This window comes from Bradyrhizobium sp. USDA 4341 (assembly GCF_054063755.1).
This window is the reverse complement of sequence record NZ_JBSSGO010000002.1, coordinates 5,999,413-6,014,365: the sequence shown is the minus strand read 5'-3', so window position 1 is coordinate 6,014,365 and position 14,953 is coordinate 5,999,413. Positions and strand designations below refer to the sequence as shown.

The window sequence follows — 14,953 nt, the reverse complement described above, 5'->3', positions numbered from 1 at the left end:
TGCGCGGCTGGTTTTCCCATGATGAGAAATTTGTCTGTGCGCCATCTTGCGTTGACTGGCTAAGCGGATGCGCGCACGACGGAATCCGCCGTCAGCCGGTTAACACAAGACGCGACCGCCACGCGGCGCGTAGCCTTGCTTGCAAAGCGGAAGCGGCGCAACAAGCCGGCATCACGGGGAGAAAATCATGGTCTCGATCAACCGGCGCAGATGGCTCACCGGCGCCGCAGGCGCGGGGCTTGCCGCGGTCGCGGGCCTCAGGCCGTCGCTTGCCGAAGACACGCCCGGCGTCACCGCGACCGAGATCAGGATCGGCAGCACCACCTCGCTGAGCGGCCCGGTGTCGGCGCTCGGCGTGCAGGCGCGCTGCCAGGAAGCCTATTTCAAGATGCTGAACGAGCGGGGCGGCATCGCCGGCCGGCAGATCAAATACATCTATTACGATGACGCGTTCAATCCGGCGAAGACGGTCGAGCAGGTGCGGCGCCTGATCGAAAGCGACAATGTCGCCTTCCTGTTCAACATGCTCGGCACCGCGCCGAACTCGTCGGTCGTCAAATACATCAACGCCGCCAAGGTGCCGCACCTGTTCCTGTCGGTGAACGGCGACAAATGGGGCGACTACAAGACCTATCCCTGGACCATGGGCTTTGCGCCGAGTGCGCGGACCGAGGCGCAGGTGTTCGTCAAATATGCGCTGAGCCAGAACAAGAACGCGAAATTCGCGGTGCTCTACCAGAACGATGATCTCGGCAAGGATTTCGTCGCCGGCACCAAGGATGTGCTTGGCGAGCGGTTCGCGACATCGGCCGTGGTGGCCTCGCACGAGGTCACCGATCCCACGATTGATTCCCAGATCGTCGCGCTGCGCGGCGCCAATCCCGATGTGCTGATCTCGGGCACCACGGCAAAATTCTGCGCGCAGTCGATCCGCAAGATCTATGAGCTCGGCTGGAAGCCGATGCATTTCATCGCGAGCGGCGCGGCCTCGATCTCCTCGACCATTGCGCCGGTCGGCCTCGACAAGTCGCAGGGCACGATCTCGTCGGCCTATGTGAAGGACGTCGCCGACCCGGCATGGGCCAACGACCCCGGCGTGAAGGATTTCCTCGCCTTCATGGCGAAGTACTTCCCCGATGGCAATCCGAAGGAAGGCTACAGCCTCTATGCCTACACGGTGGCGCAGGTGCTGAAGATCGTGCTCGAGCAGTGCAAGGGCAATTTCACCCGCGACAACATCATGGCGCAGGCCAACAATCTCAGGGATGTCGAAGTGCCGACGCTGTTGCCCGGCATTCGCGTCAACACCAGCCCGACCAATCACCACCCGCTGCAGCAGCTTCAACTGCAACGGATCGAAGGGCCCGGCTGGCTGCGGTTCGGCGAGGTGATCCAGGGCGCGAATCTCTAGCGCAGGAGAATCCCAAGTGTCGTCCCGGCGAAAGCCGGGACCCATACCGCGTGATCTATCCGTGATGCGGGATGGCAGAGGCCTTTTGAAACAATAACCGGCTGTGGTTATGGGTCCCGGCCTTCGCCGGGACGACGCTATGTCAGCGCGCGCTCCTGCCCGGTGCGGTAGATCGCGAGATCCCGCGAGCCGGAGAAGATCGCGCGCGGCTTCAAGCCATAGAAGCGGCGGATCGAGTGGCTGAAATGCGTGCTATCGGGATAGCCGATATCCTGCGCGAGATGCGCGAGATTGATGTCCTGGTTGGCGAAATGCAGCAGATGCCGCGCGCGCTTCCAGGCGCGGAAGGAGCGGAACGATATTCCGGTCTCCTCCTTGAACAGATGCAGGAAGCGCGAGGGCGATAGCCCGGCCTCGGTGGCGCAGCCGGCCGCGGTCACCGGCTCGCCGGAGAACTGCCCGATGCGGCCGATCGCGCGCACGACCCGCGGATCGAGCACACGCTGCGGCAGCGCGTCGCCGAAGCACATGGTGTCGAACTCGGCATTCGCGATCGCGTCGCGATGCTGCATCTCGGCAAGCGTCGCATAAGCGTTGCGAATCCGGTTCGCGAACAAGTGAGAGTCGGGTCCTTGCAGGCGGCGGGCGACGGCTTCGAGCGTGCCATCAGGCACGCTCTCCGGCTCGATCGCAACGCAGATCGCGGATCGATATTCGCTGGTGATGGTGTGGCGCAGGTTCGGCATCGTCACCGCGAGCTCGCCGTGGGATTCGCGGCCTTCGCTGGTCGACAGATGCAAGCCGTCGCGGATCGCGACATAGACATGGAATGCGCCGGGACAGCGTTCGCGCGGGCGGCCGAGCAGCCCCGCATAGAACACCCGTTCCGGCGTGATCAACATCCGGTGGCCGGACTGCTGGCCGGACTTTTGGCACTTCGCGTCCACGATCGCGTCCATGGCGGTTCCTCCTCGCGCGGCTCTTTGGGCCGCTGCGGCAGAGCTACCATAGCGCAAATTCGCAAAAGCGATACGTCGTCATTCCGGGGCGATGCGACGCATCGAACCCCAATGCGCAATTGCGCATTATGGGATCTCTAGGTTCCCCAATGCGCAATTGAGTATTGGGGTTCAATGCTGTGCATTGCCCCGACGGGGAATTTACGGCCGCGCTCGCGGCGCAACGTTCTGTTCCTGCCCGGCTTTTTGCTCCGACGCCACCGCGCGCTTGTAACCTTCGCGCTGCTGCAGTCGCGCCCAATAGGCCGCGACATTCGGCCCGAAATCCTTGGCGAGGCCGATGTTGCTGGCGAGCCGGAGCGCATAGCCGTTGGCAATGTCGGCGGCCGTGAAGCGTTCCGCGCAGAGGAATTCAGAATTCGCGGCAGCGGCCTCCACCGCGCGCAGGCGGCCCAGGAACCATTTTGCATAATCGCCCGCGACCTGCGGGTTGCGCCGCTCCTCCGGCTCGAGCTGGCTGTAGCGAAGCACCAGTGTCTGCGGAAAGGTCAGCGTCGCGTCGGAAAAATACATCCAGTTCAGGAACGCACCATAGGCCGGCTCGTCGGGGCCTACGATCAACGGCGTTGGGCCATATTTGGTGCCGAGATAATGGCAGATGCCCGAGGACTCCGTCATCCTGGTCTCGCCATCGACCATGAACGGGATGGTGCCGAGCGGATTGATGCCGAGATATTCCTTGGCGAACACGCGCGGCGGGAACGGCAGCATCTTCAGCTCATAGGGCAGCCCGAGCTCCTCCAGCATCCACAGCGGACGGAACGAGCGCGCGGCATCGCAGTGATAGAGCGTGATCATCAGGCGTTTCCCATGTTCCGCCGCCACCATGGAGCGCCGGCGAGGTGACTGCAACATTGTCGTGCGCGGTGCATTCATCGCGCACGTTTCCGGTTCAGGCATTGCCGTATTTGCGCAGCTCGAGCCGCGCGATCTGGTTGCGATGGACCTCGTCCGGACCGTCGGCGAGACGCAGCAGCCGGGCCGTCGCGTAGGCCGCCGCGAGCCCGAAATCGTTGCTGGTACCGCCGCCGCCATGCGCCTGGATCGCCCAGTCGATGACCTGGCAGGCCATGTTGGGCACCGCGACCTTGATCATGGCGATCTCGGCCTTGGCCACCCTGTTGCCGACCGTGTCCATCATGTGGGCCGCGTTGAGCGTCAAGAGTCGCGCCTGCTCGATCATGATGCGCGATTCCGCGATCCGCTCTTGCGTAACGGTCTGCTCCGCGACCGGCTTGCCGAACGCGATCCGGCTCCTGGTCCTGATGCACATCTTCTCCAGCGTGCGCTCGGCGAGTCCGATCAGCCGCATGCAGTGATGAATGCGGCCCGGGCCGAGGCGGCCCTGCGCGATCTCGAAGCCGCGGCCCTCGCCGAGCAGCATGTTGCTTGCGGGCACCCGGACATTGGTGAACGCGACCTCCGAGGCGCGGTCCGGCACGCCGTAGAAGCCGAACACCGGCAGCGGGCGCAGCACCTCGATCCCGGGCGCATCCATCGGCACCAGGATCATCGACTGCTGGCGATGCCGGTCCGGATTATTGGGATCGGTCTTGCCCATGAAGATGCAGACCTTGCAGCGCGGATCGGTGGCATTGGTGGTGTACCATTTGCGACCGTTGATGACGTAGTCATCGCCGTCGCGCGCGATCGAACTCTCGATATTGGTTGCATCGCTTGATGCAACGGCCGGCTCGGTCATCGCGAAGCAGGACCGTATCTCGCCCGCGAGCAGCGGCTTCAGCCATCGCTCCTGATGCTCCCTTGTGCCGTAGCGCGCCAGCACCTCCATGTTACCGGTATCAGGCGCCGAGCAGTTGAAGAGTTCGGGTGCAAGGTGCGACCGTCCCATGATCTCGCACAGCGGCGCATATTCGAGATTGGAGAGACCTGCGCCGTGCTCGCTCTCGGGCAGGAACAGATTCCAGAGCCCCTCGTCCCTGGCTTTCGGTTTCAGCTCCTCAACGACAGGATAGACCTTCCACGGGCCGAGCTCTTCCGCCTCGCGGTAGAACCGGGCCTCGTTCGGACAGACATGGCGATCCATGAACGACTGAAGCCGATGCTTCAGCTCGATAACTTTCTGGCTCTCCTGAAAGAACATAGCGGCCTCCATCTCTGCGCGGCGATGCGATCCGTCGGACCGGCTTCGCGCTATTTCTTCATCCCGGGCAGCGTGCCCATCATCTTGCACAACACCATCAGCATCACCTCGTCGGCGCCGCCGCCGATCGAGGTCAGGCGGCTGTCGCGATAGGCGCGGCTGACCGGAGTCTCGTTGGTAAAACCCATGCCGCCCCAATATTGCAGGCAGGCATCGGTGAGCTCGCGGCCGAGCCGGCCGGCCTTCAATTTCGCCATGGTCGCAAGCCGCGTCACGTCTTCGCCCGCGACCAACGCCTCGCCGGCACGATAGATCAGCGAGCGCAGCAGCTCGACCTCGGTCTGCATCTCTGCGAGCTTGAAGTGCACCACCTGGTTGTCGAGGATCGAGCCGCCGAACGCCTTGCGGTTGCGGGTGTAGTCGATGGTCTCGTTGATGATGAATTCATGCGCCTTCAGGCAGGCGGCCGCACCCCACAGCCGCTCCTCCTGGAACTGGATCATCTGGTAGGTGAAGCCCTGTCCTTCCTCGCCGATCCGGTTGCGCTTCGGCACCCGGACATTGTCGAAGAATATCTGCGCGGTGTCGGAGGAGCGCATGCCGAGCTTGTCGAGCTTGCGCGCGACCTGCACGCCCTTGGTCTTCATCGGCACGCAGATCAGCGACTTGTTGCGATGGACCTGGCCGTCGCTGGTGTTGGCGAGCAGGCAGATCCAGTCGGCCTGGGTGCCGTTGGTGATCCACATCTTGCCGCCATTGATGACGTAGTCGTCGCCATCGGAGCGCGCGCTGGTCTTGATCGAGGCGACGTCGGAGCCGGCGCCGGGCTCGGAGACGCCGATGCAGGCGACCTGGTCGCCTGCAATCGCCGGCACCAGGAATTCGCGCCGCACCTCGTCGGAGCCGAACCGCGCCAGCGCGGGCGTCGCCATGTCGGTCTGCACCCCGATCGCCATCGGCACGCCGCCGCAGGTGATGGCCCCGAGCTCCTCGGCCATCATCAGCGCGTAGGAATAATCCAGCCCCTGCCCACCATATTCGACCGGCTTGTTGAGGCCGAGGAAGCCGAGATTGCCGAGTTTCTTGAACAGCTCGTGCGCCGGGAAGATGTCGGCCTTCTCCCATTCATCGACATGGGGATTGATCTCGGCCGCGATGAATTTCTGCAAGAGCCGGCGCGGTTCGTCGTGGTCGGCGGTGAAGAGCATTGTTGGTCTCGCGTTTCCTCGTCGTTTCTTTCACCTCCCCCTGAAAGGGGGAGGTCGGCGCGCTCGGCGACGCCGAGCGGGCCGGGTGGGGGTCACACTGCCAGTCGGACTTGCGGCTTGACCCCCACCCTGCCCTCCCCCTTTCAGGGCAGGGGAATCGCACGTGCGCGGCTGCAAGTAGTTGCCAAATCGGGAGAAAGAGATTCTGAAGGTCGCTCCTGATCTAGAGGGAGCGGCCGATGCAACGATTTGCCGAGTGCTTTGAAGATTTGCCCGACCCGCGGGCCGACAACGCGCTGCATGACCTGACCGAGATCTTGTTCATCGCACTGATGGCGACGCTGTGCGGGGCGACGAGTTGCACCGACATGGCGCTGTTTGCCCGGATGAAGGCCTATCTTTGGCAGGATGTGCTGGAGCTCAAGAATGGCCTGCCGAGCCACGACACGTTCAGCCGGGTATTCCGGATGCTCGATCCGAAGGCGTTCGAGGTCGCGTTCCGGCGTTTTATGACGGCCTTTGCGCAAGGCGCGAAGATCAAGCGGCCGCGCGGGGTGATCGCGCTCGACGGCAAGGCGTTGCGGCGGGGTTACGAACGCGGCAGGAGCCACATGCCGCCGGTGATGGTGACCGCCTGGGCGGAGCAGACGCGCATGGCGCTCGCCAATGTGCTGGCGCCGAACAACAACGAAGCCGACGGTGCCCTGCAGTTGCTTGCGCTTCTGCAACTCAAGGGCTGCGTGGTCACGGCCGATGCCCTGCATTGCCACCGCGGGATGGCCGAAGCGATTGTGGCACGGGGCGGTGACTACGTGCTGGCGGTGAAGGCGAACCAGCCCGCTCTGTTGGAGGATGCCAAAGCCGCAATCCGCGCCGTCAAACGCAAGGGCAAGACCTCGCTGACCACCATCGATGCGGAACATGGACGCAACGAGAAGCGTGTGGCGCTGGTCGCATCGGTTCCTGGCATGGCCAAGAAGTACGACTTTCCGGGCCTCAAAGCTGTCGCCCGCATCACCAGCAAGCGGGGACAGGACGACACGGTCGAGCGCTACTTCCTGATGAGCCGCCCCTACAGCCGCAAAGAGGTCCTGCGCATCGTCCGTGCTCATTGGGGCATCGAAAATCGCCTGCACTGGCCGCTCGACGTCACCCTCGACGAGGACCTTGCCCGCAATCGCAAGGGCAACGGACCGGCCAACCTGGCCGTGCTCAGGCGTCTGGCTCTCAACGTCGCCCAAGCCCACCCGGACACGACAGTCTCCCTGCGCGGCAAGCTCAAGCGCGCCGGATGGAACGATGCATTCCTCTTCGAACTCCTCGGCCACATGCGATAGCCCTGCCTTTCAGGGGGAGGGTGTTTCCTCACGCATAGCGTCGCCTGCTGCCTCGATCACAATCCCATCTGCCGTGACGCGAGATCCTTCATGATCTCCTCGGTGCCGCCGCCGATCGCGTTGACCTTGACCTCGCGGTAGATGCGCTCGACCTTGATGCCGCGCATGAAGCCGGCGCCGCCGAAGATCTGCACCGCCTCGGAGGCACAATGCGCCATGGTCTGCGTCGCCTGGTTCTTCATCATGCAGATCTCGGCGACCGGGCTTTCGCCCTGGCCGAGCCGCCACGCTAGCATTTCCAGCATCGCCTGCGAGGCCGCGACCTTCTGCGCCATGTCGACGATCTTGTGCCTGATCACCTGGTGCTGGGCGATCGGCTTGCCGAACGTCTTGCGTTCCTTGGCATAGGCGACCGCCTCGTCGAGGCAGACGCGTGCATAGGCGGTGCAGCCCGCCGCCATGCCCATGCGCTCGCTGTTGAAGTTCTGCATGACGATCTTGAAGCCCTGGCCCTCCTCGCCGATCAGGTTCTCGACCGGCACGCGGCATTCGTCGAAATGCAAGGTGGCCGTATCGGACGCCCACCAGCCCATCTTCTTCAGCTTGGTGCGGGAGAGGCCCGGCGTATTGCCCTCGATCAGGAGCAGGCTGACGCCGCCCGGCCCCTCGCCGCCGGTGCGCACCGCGACCGTCAGATAGTCGGCGCGCATGCCCGAGGTGATGAAGGTCTTCTCGCCGGAGACGACGTAATGGTCGCCGTCGCGCCGCGCCTTGGTCCGCAAATTCGCGACATCGGAGCCGCCGCTCGGCTCGGTGATCGCCAGCGCTGAGATCTTCTTGCCCGCAAGCACCTCCGGCAGCACCCGCGCCTTCACCTCGGGCCGCGCGGCGCGGGCGATCGGCGGTGAGCCGATGGTGTGGCTCATCAGGCTCGCGGAGACGCCGCCGGCGCCGGCGCGCGCCAGCTCCTGCGAGGCCACGATCTTCATGAACTGGTCGGCGGCGATCCCGCCATATTCTTCCGGGAAACCGAGGCCGAGCAGCCCGATTTCGGACGCCTTGGCATAGAGCGCACGGGGAAACTCGCCCTCTTCGTCCCATTGATGGGCATAAGGCTCGATTTCCTTGGCCACAAAGCGCCGCATCACCTCGCGAAAGGCCTCATGCTCGCCGGTGTAGAACGGGTTTGCCATCCGCGTGCTCCGTTGATTCCCGCCTCCGACGATGTCCGGATTTTTCCCTGTTCACTTGCGTCGAGTGGCTGTTCGCCGGATCGGGTTTCCATCTGGCCTCCCGCCAGCCACTAAACGCAAGACAGTATCCCGATACGCCCCTCCACTGCCAATTCATGGCATCAATTGAGCCAGGAACAGGCGGCGCAAGACTGCCGTTCCAGAGGAGGGACATTTGCCGGTTCGTTATTACGACTGGATCGCGCATCATCGCCGGCGCACGCCGGACAAGATGGCGCTTGTCGATCTCGCAAGCGGTCGCCGCTTCAGCTATGCGGAGCTCGACGCCCGCGTATCGCGGCTCGCGGGCTATCTGCGCGACACCCTCATGGTCGCCAGTGGCGACCGGGTCGCGGTGCTGGCGCTGAACACCACCGATACGCTGGAGGTGCAGTTCGCCTGCTTCCGGGTCGGGGCGGTCTTCCTGCCGCTCAACACCCGCCTCACCGTTCCCGAGCTGCGCTACATCACCGGCGACGCCTCGCCCAAGGTGATGATCCATGACGACGAGCTTGCCGAGACCGCGCTTGCGGTCGCAAGACTGTGCGATGTCGCGTCGACGGTGCGGCTCGGACCCGGCGGTGCCTATGAGGCCGGCATCGCGGCGGCGAAACCGCTCGAACGGTTCGAGGAGGCCACGCTCGATGACATCTCGACCATCATGTACACCTCGGGCACCACGGGCCAGCCCAAGGGCGCGATCATCACGCACGGGATGACGTTCTGGAATTGCGTCAATCTCGGCGGCCCCGCCTACATCTCGCCGGCCTCGGTGCTGCTGACCGTGCTGCCGCTGTTCCACACCGGCGGGCTGAATTGCTACACCAACCCGGTGCTGCATGCCGGCGGCACGGTGCTGATCATGCGCGCGTTCGATCCCGGCGAGGCGCTCAAGCTGATCGGCGATCCCTTGCAGGGCATCAACGTCTTCTTCGGCGTGCCCGCGATCTATCAGTTCATGTCGCAGCATCCGGCCTTCGCATCAGTGGATTTCAGCCGCCTGATGATCGGCGGCGTCGGCGGCGCGCCGATGCCGGTGCCGCTGCTGAAAACCTGGGAGGCGCGCGGCGTCGCGCTGCAGCAGGGCTACGGTATGACCGAGACCTCGCCGGCGGTGATGGTGCTCGACCGCGAGGATGCCGCGCGCAAGGCCGGCTCGTCCGGCAAGCCCGTGCTGCACACCGAGGTCAGGATCGTGCGGCCCGACGGCAGCGATGCCGCAGTCGGCGAGCTCGGCGAACTCTGGGTCAAGGGCCCGAACATCACGCCGGGCTACTGGAACCGGCCGGACGCCAACGCCTCCTCCTTCACCGACGGCTGGCTGCACACCGGCGACGCCACGCGGATCGACGAGGAAGGCTTCTACTACATCGTCGACCGCTGGAAGGACATGTACATCTCCGGCGGCGAGAACGTCTATCCGGCCGAGGTCGAGAGCGTGCTGCATCAATTGGCAGCCGTGGCCGAGGCCGCCGTGATCGGCATCCCGAACGAGCAATGGGGCGAGGTCGGGATGGCCGTGATCGCGGTGAAGCCGGGCCATACGCTGACGCCGGCCGAGATCCACGCGCATTGCCAGGCCAATCTGGCGCGGTTCAAGTGCCCGCGCCTGATCGAATTCATCGATGCCCTGCCGCGGAATGCGACAGGCAAAATTCATAAGCCGACGCTCCGGCAGCAATTCAGCCAGCCGAAGCCGACTGATACTGCGGCGTGATCTGAAACGCGCCTCGCGCGTTCCGGATTTCGCAGTGACAAGAATTGCCCCGCAACCGTCTGCCGGGACCGGCTGCGGGTTCGTTGCGTAAGTCCCCAACCAGACTCAATCGAGGAAATTGCCTTTATGAAAACCACAAAATTGTCGCTGCTGGCCGCCGCCGCCGCGCTCTGCCTGCTCTCCACCCAGGCCGCCTTTGCACAAAAGAAGTATGACACCGGCGCCTCCGACACCGAGATCAAGATCGGCAATGTCGAGGCCTATAGCGGTCCCGCCTCCGCCTACGGCGTCATCGGCAAGACCGAAGAAGCCTATTTCAAGATGATCAACGATCAGGGCGGCATCAACGGCCGCAAGATCAACTGGATCTCCTATGACGACGGCTACTCGCCGCCGAAGACCGTGGAGCAGATCCGCAAGCTGATCGAGAGCGACGAGGTCTTCCTTGTGTTCAACGCGCTGGGCACGCCAACCCAGACCGCGGTGCAGAAGTATCACAACGCCAAGAAGGTGCCGCAGCTGTTCCTCGCCACCGGCGCCAGCAAGTGGAACGATCCGAAGGATTTCCCATGGACGATGGGCTTCCAGCCGAGCTATCGCGTTGAGGCGCGGATCTTCGGCAAGTACATCCTCAAGGCCAAACCGGATGCCAAGGTCGTGATCTTCTATGCCAATGACGATTTCGGCAAGGACTACCTGGTCGGCCTCAAGGAGGTGCTCGACAAGTCGAGCGTCAAGATCGTCGCCGAGGAAAGCTACGAGACGACAGAGCCGTCGATCGATTCCCACATCGTCAAGCTGAAGGACACCGGCGCCGACGTGTTCGTCAACATCTCGACGCCGAAATTCGCCGCGCAGGCGATCAAGAAAATCGCCGAGCTCGGCTGGAAGCCGATGCACGTGATGACCGACGTCTCGATCTCGATCGGCGCGGTCATGAAGCCCGCCGGGTTCGAAGCCAGCGAAGGCGTGCTGTCGGCCGGCTACCTCAAGGACGCGTCCGATCCGCAGTGGAAGAATGACGAGGGCATGAAGAAGTTCATGGCGTTCGCCGAGAAGTACATGCCGGGCGCCAATTTGTCCGACGCCAATCTGGTCTATGGCTACGCCGCGGCGCAGACCATGGTGCAGGTGCTGAAGCAGGCCGGTGACAATTTGACGCGTGAGAACGTGATGAAGCAGGCCGCCAGCCTGAAGGATTTCACGCCCGACACGCTGATCCCCGGCATCCGGATCAACACCAGCGCGACCGACTTCGCTCCGGTCGAGCAGCTCAAGATGATGCAGTTCAAGAACGGACAGTGGGAGCTGTTCGGCGACATCATCAGCGCGGAGACCGGCGGCTAGCGCAACGCGCTCGAACAGCGAGCATCAGGTATCGCGAAGCCGCCCATCCGGGCGGCTTCGTTGTTATGCGGGTGTTCGCGAAAGCGAACTGACGTGAGGTCAAAGCAAGCGGGTGGCGCGCGTCTCTTTCACCGTCACCCTGACGAGCGCGCTCTTGCGCGCGTCTCGAAGGGTCGACGGCCCGGCTGTGGCCGTGCATCCTTCGAGGCTCGCAAGAGCTCGCACCTCCAGCCACAAAGGCAAAGCCTTTGCGCGGGGATGACGGAACTGGCAGGTGACTATCCCGGCAAAAAAATCGCGAACGGCTCGTCGATCGTGCGGCGCAGATGCTCGCGATAGAGGGCGTAGTTCGCATCGTCGGCCGACACCCGGCCGAGGCTCGGCTTCGGCACGTTCTTCACCGGCAGGAACGCGATCGGCGCGGCGACCGGCGTCAGCAGCGAGCCGCGGCCGGCGAGCAGCGTCGTGATGATGCCGTACATCTCACCGGAATTGCGCGGGCGCGAGACCGTGATCACGCGGTGTTGGCCATGTCTGTTGGTGACGAGATAGACAAAGCCCGATTCATTCGGCACCGCCACCTCGCCATACTGGGTGTAATCGGCATCCTGCCGCTCGCCCTCGCGGAAGCCGAGCGATGACGCCGTATCGTCCCAGGCGATCTCCGTCCGATAGGCATAGACCGCGCCCTGCTCGCCGAACGACGGGCGCACCGTGATGTAAGTCCCTTCGATCCGCGCCACCGAGCGGCGCGAATAGGATCCGAGGCTGTCGGGCGCGATCCCGCCATTGGCGGGCGCGGCCACCGTGATCGCCTCCGGCAGCTTGCGCTGCAGGGGAACGCCGAGCGCCTGCTCGAGCCGCACGGTGGTCGCCAGCGTGAACGGGCGGCGGCCGCCGAGCACCTTCTCCAGTGTCGAAAGGCTGAGCTTCGCCTGCTCGGCCAGCGTCTGCCGCGAGATGCGGCGACGCGCGATTTCCTCCCGGATGGTCTCCGCGACCTGCTGGCTCTGCTCGGCTGAAAGCTGCTTGTCCGGCGTCGGCATCGTGGTCCTGCGCTGATTCCCCATCAATCTGTGCAGTCTAGCAGACCGGACAATCCATCACAAAACCGCACAAACCCGCCTCGGCCGGCGGCGGGCCGCGCCGGACGGCGGCCAATCATTGCCGATCATTCTGCTCGCGCCAAAACCGCCGCTCTCCATGATTGCGAAGCAGCGAAAGTCTCGCTCGGAGTGATGAAAATGACGATTTACGATGCATGTGAGAGCAGCCCGCGGATCCGGCTGCCGCGCCGGATGCGCATTGCGCTGTTCTTCCTGGTGGAAGGCGTCGCCGCGCTGGCGATCGGCTTTGCGGCGCTGTTCGTGAGCTTTGATCCGGTGTGGTCGGCCGAGTTGCCGCAACAGGCGGCGCTGCGGCCATCAGATGCGCGCTCCGGCTCGCTGCTGTTCAAGACCGACGACGGCTATGCCGATGCAACCAGGCTCGGCATCGATGTCGACCTTACCGTGTCCGGTCCGACCGTCCGTGCCCGCGTCACGCAGATCTTTCGTAATCCGACCAAGGACTGGGTGGAAGCGACCTATGTCTATCCGCTGCCGGCCGGCGGCGCGGTCGACACGCTGAAGATGGTGGTCGGCGACCGCATCGTGGTCGGCGACATCAAGGAGCGGCAGCAGGCCCGCGCCATCTACGAACAGGCCAAACACAATGGCCAGAAGGCCGCGCTCACCGAGCAGGAACGGCCGAACATCTTCACCAACTCGGTCGCCAATATCGGCCCCGGCGAAACCGTGCTGGTGCAGATCGAGTATCAGGAGCCGGTGCAGCAGAACGGCAACGAATTCTCGCTGCGGGTGCCGATGGTGGTCGGACCGCGCTACAATCCGCGCCCGGTGGTGCAGAGCGTCGACCTCCGCGCCGATGGCAGCGGCTGGGGCGCCACGTCAATCGATCCGGTGCCAGACCGCGATCGCATCGCCTCTGAGGTGCTCGATCCCGCGACGAATGCTCCGGTCAATCCGACCAACATCACCGTGCACCTCAACGCCGGCTTTCCGCTCGGCGAGGTGAAAAGCCATTTCCACCAGGTCAGGATCGAGAGCCCCGGCAGCACCACGCGCGTCGTCAAGCTCGCCGAGGGCCCGGTGCCGGCCGATCGCGATTTCGAGCTGAGCTGGAAGCCGGCCGCCGAGAAAGCACCGTCGGTCGGGCTGTTCCGCGAGCATGTCGGCAATTCCGACTATCTGCTGGCCTTCGTCACCCCGCCATCGGTCGAGCAGGCGCAACAGAAGGCCCTGCCGCGCGAAGTGATCTTTGTGATCGACAATTCCGGCTCGATGGGCGGCACCTCGATCATCCAGGCCAAGGCGAGCCTCATCTACGCGCTCGGCCGCCTGCAACCGACCGACCGATTCAACGTGATCCGCTTCGACGACACCATGGACACGCTGTTCCCGGCGCCGGTTGCGGCCAACAACGCCAATATCGGCAACGCGACGTCGTTCGTCAGCGCGTTGCAGGCGCGCGGCGGCACCGAGATGGTTCCGGCAATGCGCGCGGCACTCTCCGACACCAACCATGACGACGCCGACCATGTCCGCCAGGTCGTGTTCCTGACCGATGGCGCGATCGGCAACGAGCAGCAATTGTTCGAGACCATCAGCGCGCTGCGCGGCCGCTCACGCATCTTCATGGTCGGCATCGGCTCGGCGCCGAACACCTATTTGATGACGCGCGCCGCCGAGCTCGGCCGCGGCACCTTCACCTCTATCGGTTCGGTCGAGCAGGTCGACGAGCGGATGCGCGACCTGTTCGCCAAGCTGGAGAATCCCGCGGTGACGAGCCTGTCCGCAAAGTTCTCCAATGCGACGGCCGACCTGACGCCGTCGGCACTGCCCGACGTCTACCGCGACGAGCCGCTGGTGCTGGCCGCGAAGCTCGACAAGCTTGCCGGCTCGGTCGAGATCAAGGGCCGCATCGGCGACCGTCCGTGGAGCGTGACGCTGCCGCTCGCGAATGCCGCCGAAGGCAAGGGCCTCTCAAAGCTATGGGCACGCCGCAAGATCGCGGACGCCGAGGTCGCGCGCACCACGCGGCAGGCGAGCCCGGAGGACGCCGACAAGACCATTCTTGCGCTGGCGCTGGAGCATCAGCTTGTGACGCGGCTGACCAGTCTCATTGCGGTCGACAAGACGCCGAGCCGTCCCGAAGGCGAGCCGCTCAGGCTTTCCGAACTGCCGCTCAACCTGCCCGCGGGCTGGGATTTCGCAAAGGTATTCGGTGAGCGTCCGCGCCTGCCGGCTGCACCGATCGAGCGCCGCGCTGAAGCCGGCGACGGCAAGCTGCAGCTCGCCGCGCTGAAGCGGTCACCGGTCGCGACGCCAGGTCCCGGCACGATCCAGCTGCCGAAGACCGCGACCGATGCCGAACTGAAGATGATCGCGGGCGTGATCCTGCTCACGGTCAGCCTTCTGCTTTTGGTGTTCAACCGGCGTCAGACGTCGTCCCACTGACGTCGGATGAAAGGAGGAGGTGCCCCCCGACCTCCTCTTTCAAGAGCGCGCGCGGCCTTC

11 protein-coding genes are annotated in these 14,953 nt (G+C 64.3%); 5 read left to right on the top strand and 6 right to left on the bottom strand.

Features of this window, described 5'->3' with window-relative positions; all coding sequences use genetic code 11:
• The first annotated feature begins 187 nt into the window (after positions 1 to 187).
• The gene (locus ACVIGB_RS34585; protein ID WP_456719297.1) at positions 188 to 1,411 is read left to right on the top strand and encodes an ABC transporter substrate-binding protein; all 1,224 of its coding nucleotides are present in this window, start codon (positions 188 to 190) and stop codon (positions 1,409 to 1,411) included.
• Positions 1,412 to 1,548: 137 nt separating this feature from the next.
• On the opposite strand, the gene ACVIGB_RS34580 is transcribed toward ACVIGB_RS34585, so the two are convergent.
• From ACVIGB_RS34580 to ACVIGB_RS34565, 4 genes are all read right to left on the bottom strand, one after another.
• Positions 1,549 to 2,370 (bottom strand): helix-turn-helix domain-containing protein, encoded by an 822-nt coding sequence (locus tag ACVIGB_RS34580; RefSeq protein WP_092122403.1) that lies wholly within the window; start codon positions 2,368 to 2,370, stop codon positions 1,549 to 1,551.
• A gap of 201 nt (positions 2,371 to 2,571) precedes the next feature.
• Positions 2,572 to 3,228, bottom strand: coding sequence for a glutathione S-transferase family protein (locus tag ACVIGB_RS34575; RefSeq protein WP_456719298.1), 657 nt, complete (start codon positions 3,226 to 3,228; stop codon positions 2,572 to 2,574).
• 94 nt (positions 3,229 to 3,322) lie between these two features.
• Entirely contained in the window at positions 3,323 to 4,534 is a 1,212-nt protein-coding gene (locus ACVIGB_RS34570; RefSeq protein ID WP_456719299.1) for an acyl-CoA dehydrogenase family protein, read from the bottom strand.
• Between the two features lie 50 nt (positions 4,535 to 4,584).
• The gene (locus ACVIGB_RS34565; protein WP_456719300.1) at positions 4,585 to 5,742 is read right to left on the bottom strand and encodes an acyl-CoA dehydrogenase family protein; all 1,158 of its coding nucleotides are present in this window, start codon (positions 5,740 to 5,742) and stop codon (positions 4,585 to 4,587) included.
• Between the two features lie 239 nt (positions 5,743 to 5,981).
• Between ACVIGB_RS34565 and ACVIGB_RS34560 the strand changes: the two genes are divergently transcribed.
• Positions 5,982 to 7,079, top strand: a complete 1,098-nt coding sequence (locus ACVIGB_RS34560) for an ISAs1 family transposase (protein ID WP_456718630.1) — start codon at positions 5,982 to 5,984, stop codon at positions 7,077 to 7,079.
• Positions 7,080 to 7,135: 56 nt separating this feature from the next.
• Here the strand turns inward: ACVIGB_RS34560 and ACVIGB_RS34555 are convergent, their stop codons facing one another.
• Complete coding sequence (locus ACVIGB_RS34555; RefSeq protein WP_456719301.1) at positions 7,136 to 8,272, bottom strand: acyl-CoA dehydrogenase family protein; 1,137 nt, start codon at positions 8,270 to 8,272, stop codon at positions 7,136 to 7,138.
• 214 nt (positions 8,273 to 8,486) lie between these two features.
• Here ACVIGB_RS34555 and ACVIGB_RS34550 point away from each other — a divergent pair, with 214 nt between their 5' ends.
• Both ACVIGB_RS34550 and ACVIGB_RS34545 read left to right on the top strand, forming a co-directional pair.
• Positions 8,487 to 10,028, top strand: coding sequence for an acyl-CoA synthetase (locus ACVIGB_RS34550; protein WP_456719302.1), 1,542 nt, complete (start codon positions 8,487 to 8,489; stop codon positions 10,026 to 10,028).
• A 126-nt stretch (positions 10,029 to 10,154) separates the two neighbouring features.
• On the top strand, positions 10,155 to 11,375 hold the full coding sequence (locus ACVIGB_RS34545) for an ABC transporter substrate-binding protein (RefSeq protein WP_456719303.1): 1,221 nt from the start codon (positions 10,155 to 10,157) through the stop codon (positions 11,373 to 11,375).
• A 278-nt stretch (positions 11,376 to 11,653) separates the two neighbouring features.
• On the opposite strand, the gene ACVIGB_RS34540 is transcribed toward ACVIGB_RS34545, so the two are convergent.
• Positions 11,654 to 12,421, bottom strand: a complete 768-nt coding sequence (locus ACVIGB_RS34540) for a helix-turn-helix domain-containing protein (protein WP_456749389.1) — start codon at positions 12,419 to 12,421, stop codon at positions 11,654 to 11,656.
• Between the two features lie 252 nt (positions 12,422 to 12,673).
• On the opposite strand from ACVIGB_RS34540, the gene ACVIGB_RS34535 reads away from it, so the two are divergent.
• A complete protein-coding gene (locus ACVIGB_RS34535; protein WP_456725009.1) occupies positions 12,674 to 14,893 on the top strand; it encodes a marine proteobacterial sortase target protein in 2,220 nt (739 codons plus the stop codon).
• Positions 14,894 to 14,953: the final 60 nt, after the last annotated feature.

What these genes read in the sequence shown, in the direction of transcription:
- ACVIGB_RS34565 (WP_456719300.1), bottom strand. Translation starts at nt 5,742, where the DNA reads ATGCTCTTCACCGCCGACCACGACGAACCGCGCCGGCTCTTGCAGAAA.
- ACVIGB_RS34535 (WP_456725009.1), top strand. Translation starts at nt 12,674, where the DNA reads ATGCGCATTGCGCTGTTCTTCCTGGTGGAAGGCGTCGCCGCGCTGGCG.
- ACVIGB_RS34585 (WP_456719297.1), top strand. Translation starts at nt 188, where the DNA reads ATGGTCTCGATCAACCGGCGCAGATGGCTCACCGGCGCCGCAGGCGCG.
- ACVIGB_RS34540 (WP_456749389.1), bottom strand. Translation starts at nt 12,421, where the DNA reads ATGCCGACGCCGGACAAGCAGCTTTCAGCCGAGCAGAGCCAGCAGGTC.
- ACVIGB_RS34545 (WP_456719303.1), top strand. Translation starts at nt 10,155, where the DNA reads ATGAAAACCACAAAATTGTCGCTGCTGGCCGCCGCCGCCGCGCTCTGC.
- ACVIGB_RS34580 (WP_092122403.1), bottom strand. Translation starts at nt 2,370, where the DNA reads ATGGACGCGATCGTGGACGCGAAGTGCCAAAAGTCCGGCCAGCAGTCC.
- ACVIGB_RS34570 (WP_456719299.1), bottom strand. Translation starts at nt 4,534, where the DNA reads ATGTTCTTTCAGGAGAGCCAGAAAGTTATCGAGCTGAAGCATCGGCTT.
- ACVIGB_RS34555 (WP_456719301.1), bottom strand. Translation starts at nt 8,272, where the DNA reads ATGGCAAACCCGTTCTACACCGGCGAGCATGAGGCCTTTCGCGAGGTG.
- ACVIGB_RS34575 (WP_456719298.1), bottom strand. Translation starts at nt 3,228, where the DNA reads ATGATCACGCTCTATCACTGCGATGCCGCGCGCTCGTTCCGTCCGCTG.
- ACVIGB_RS34560 (WP_456718630.1), top strand. Translation starts at nt 5,982, where the DNA reads ATGCAACGATTTGCCGAGTGCTTTGAAGATTTGCCCGACCCGCGGGCC.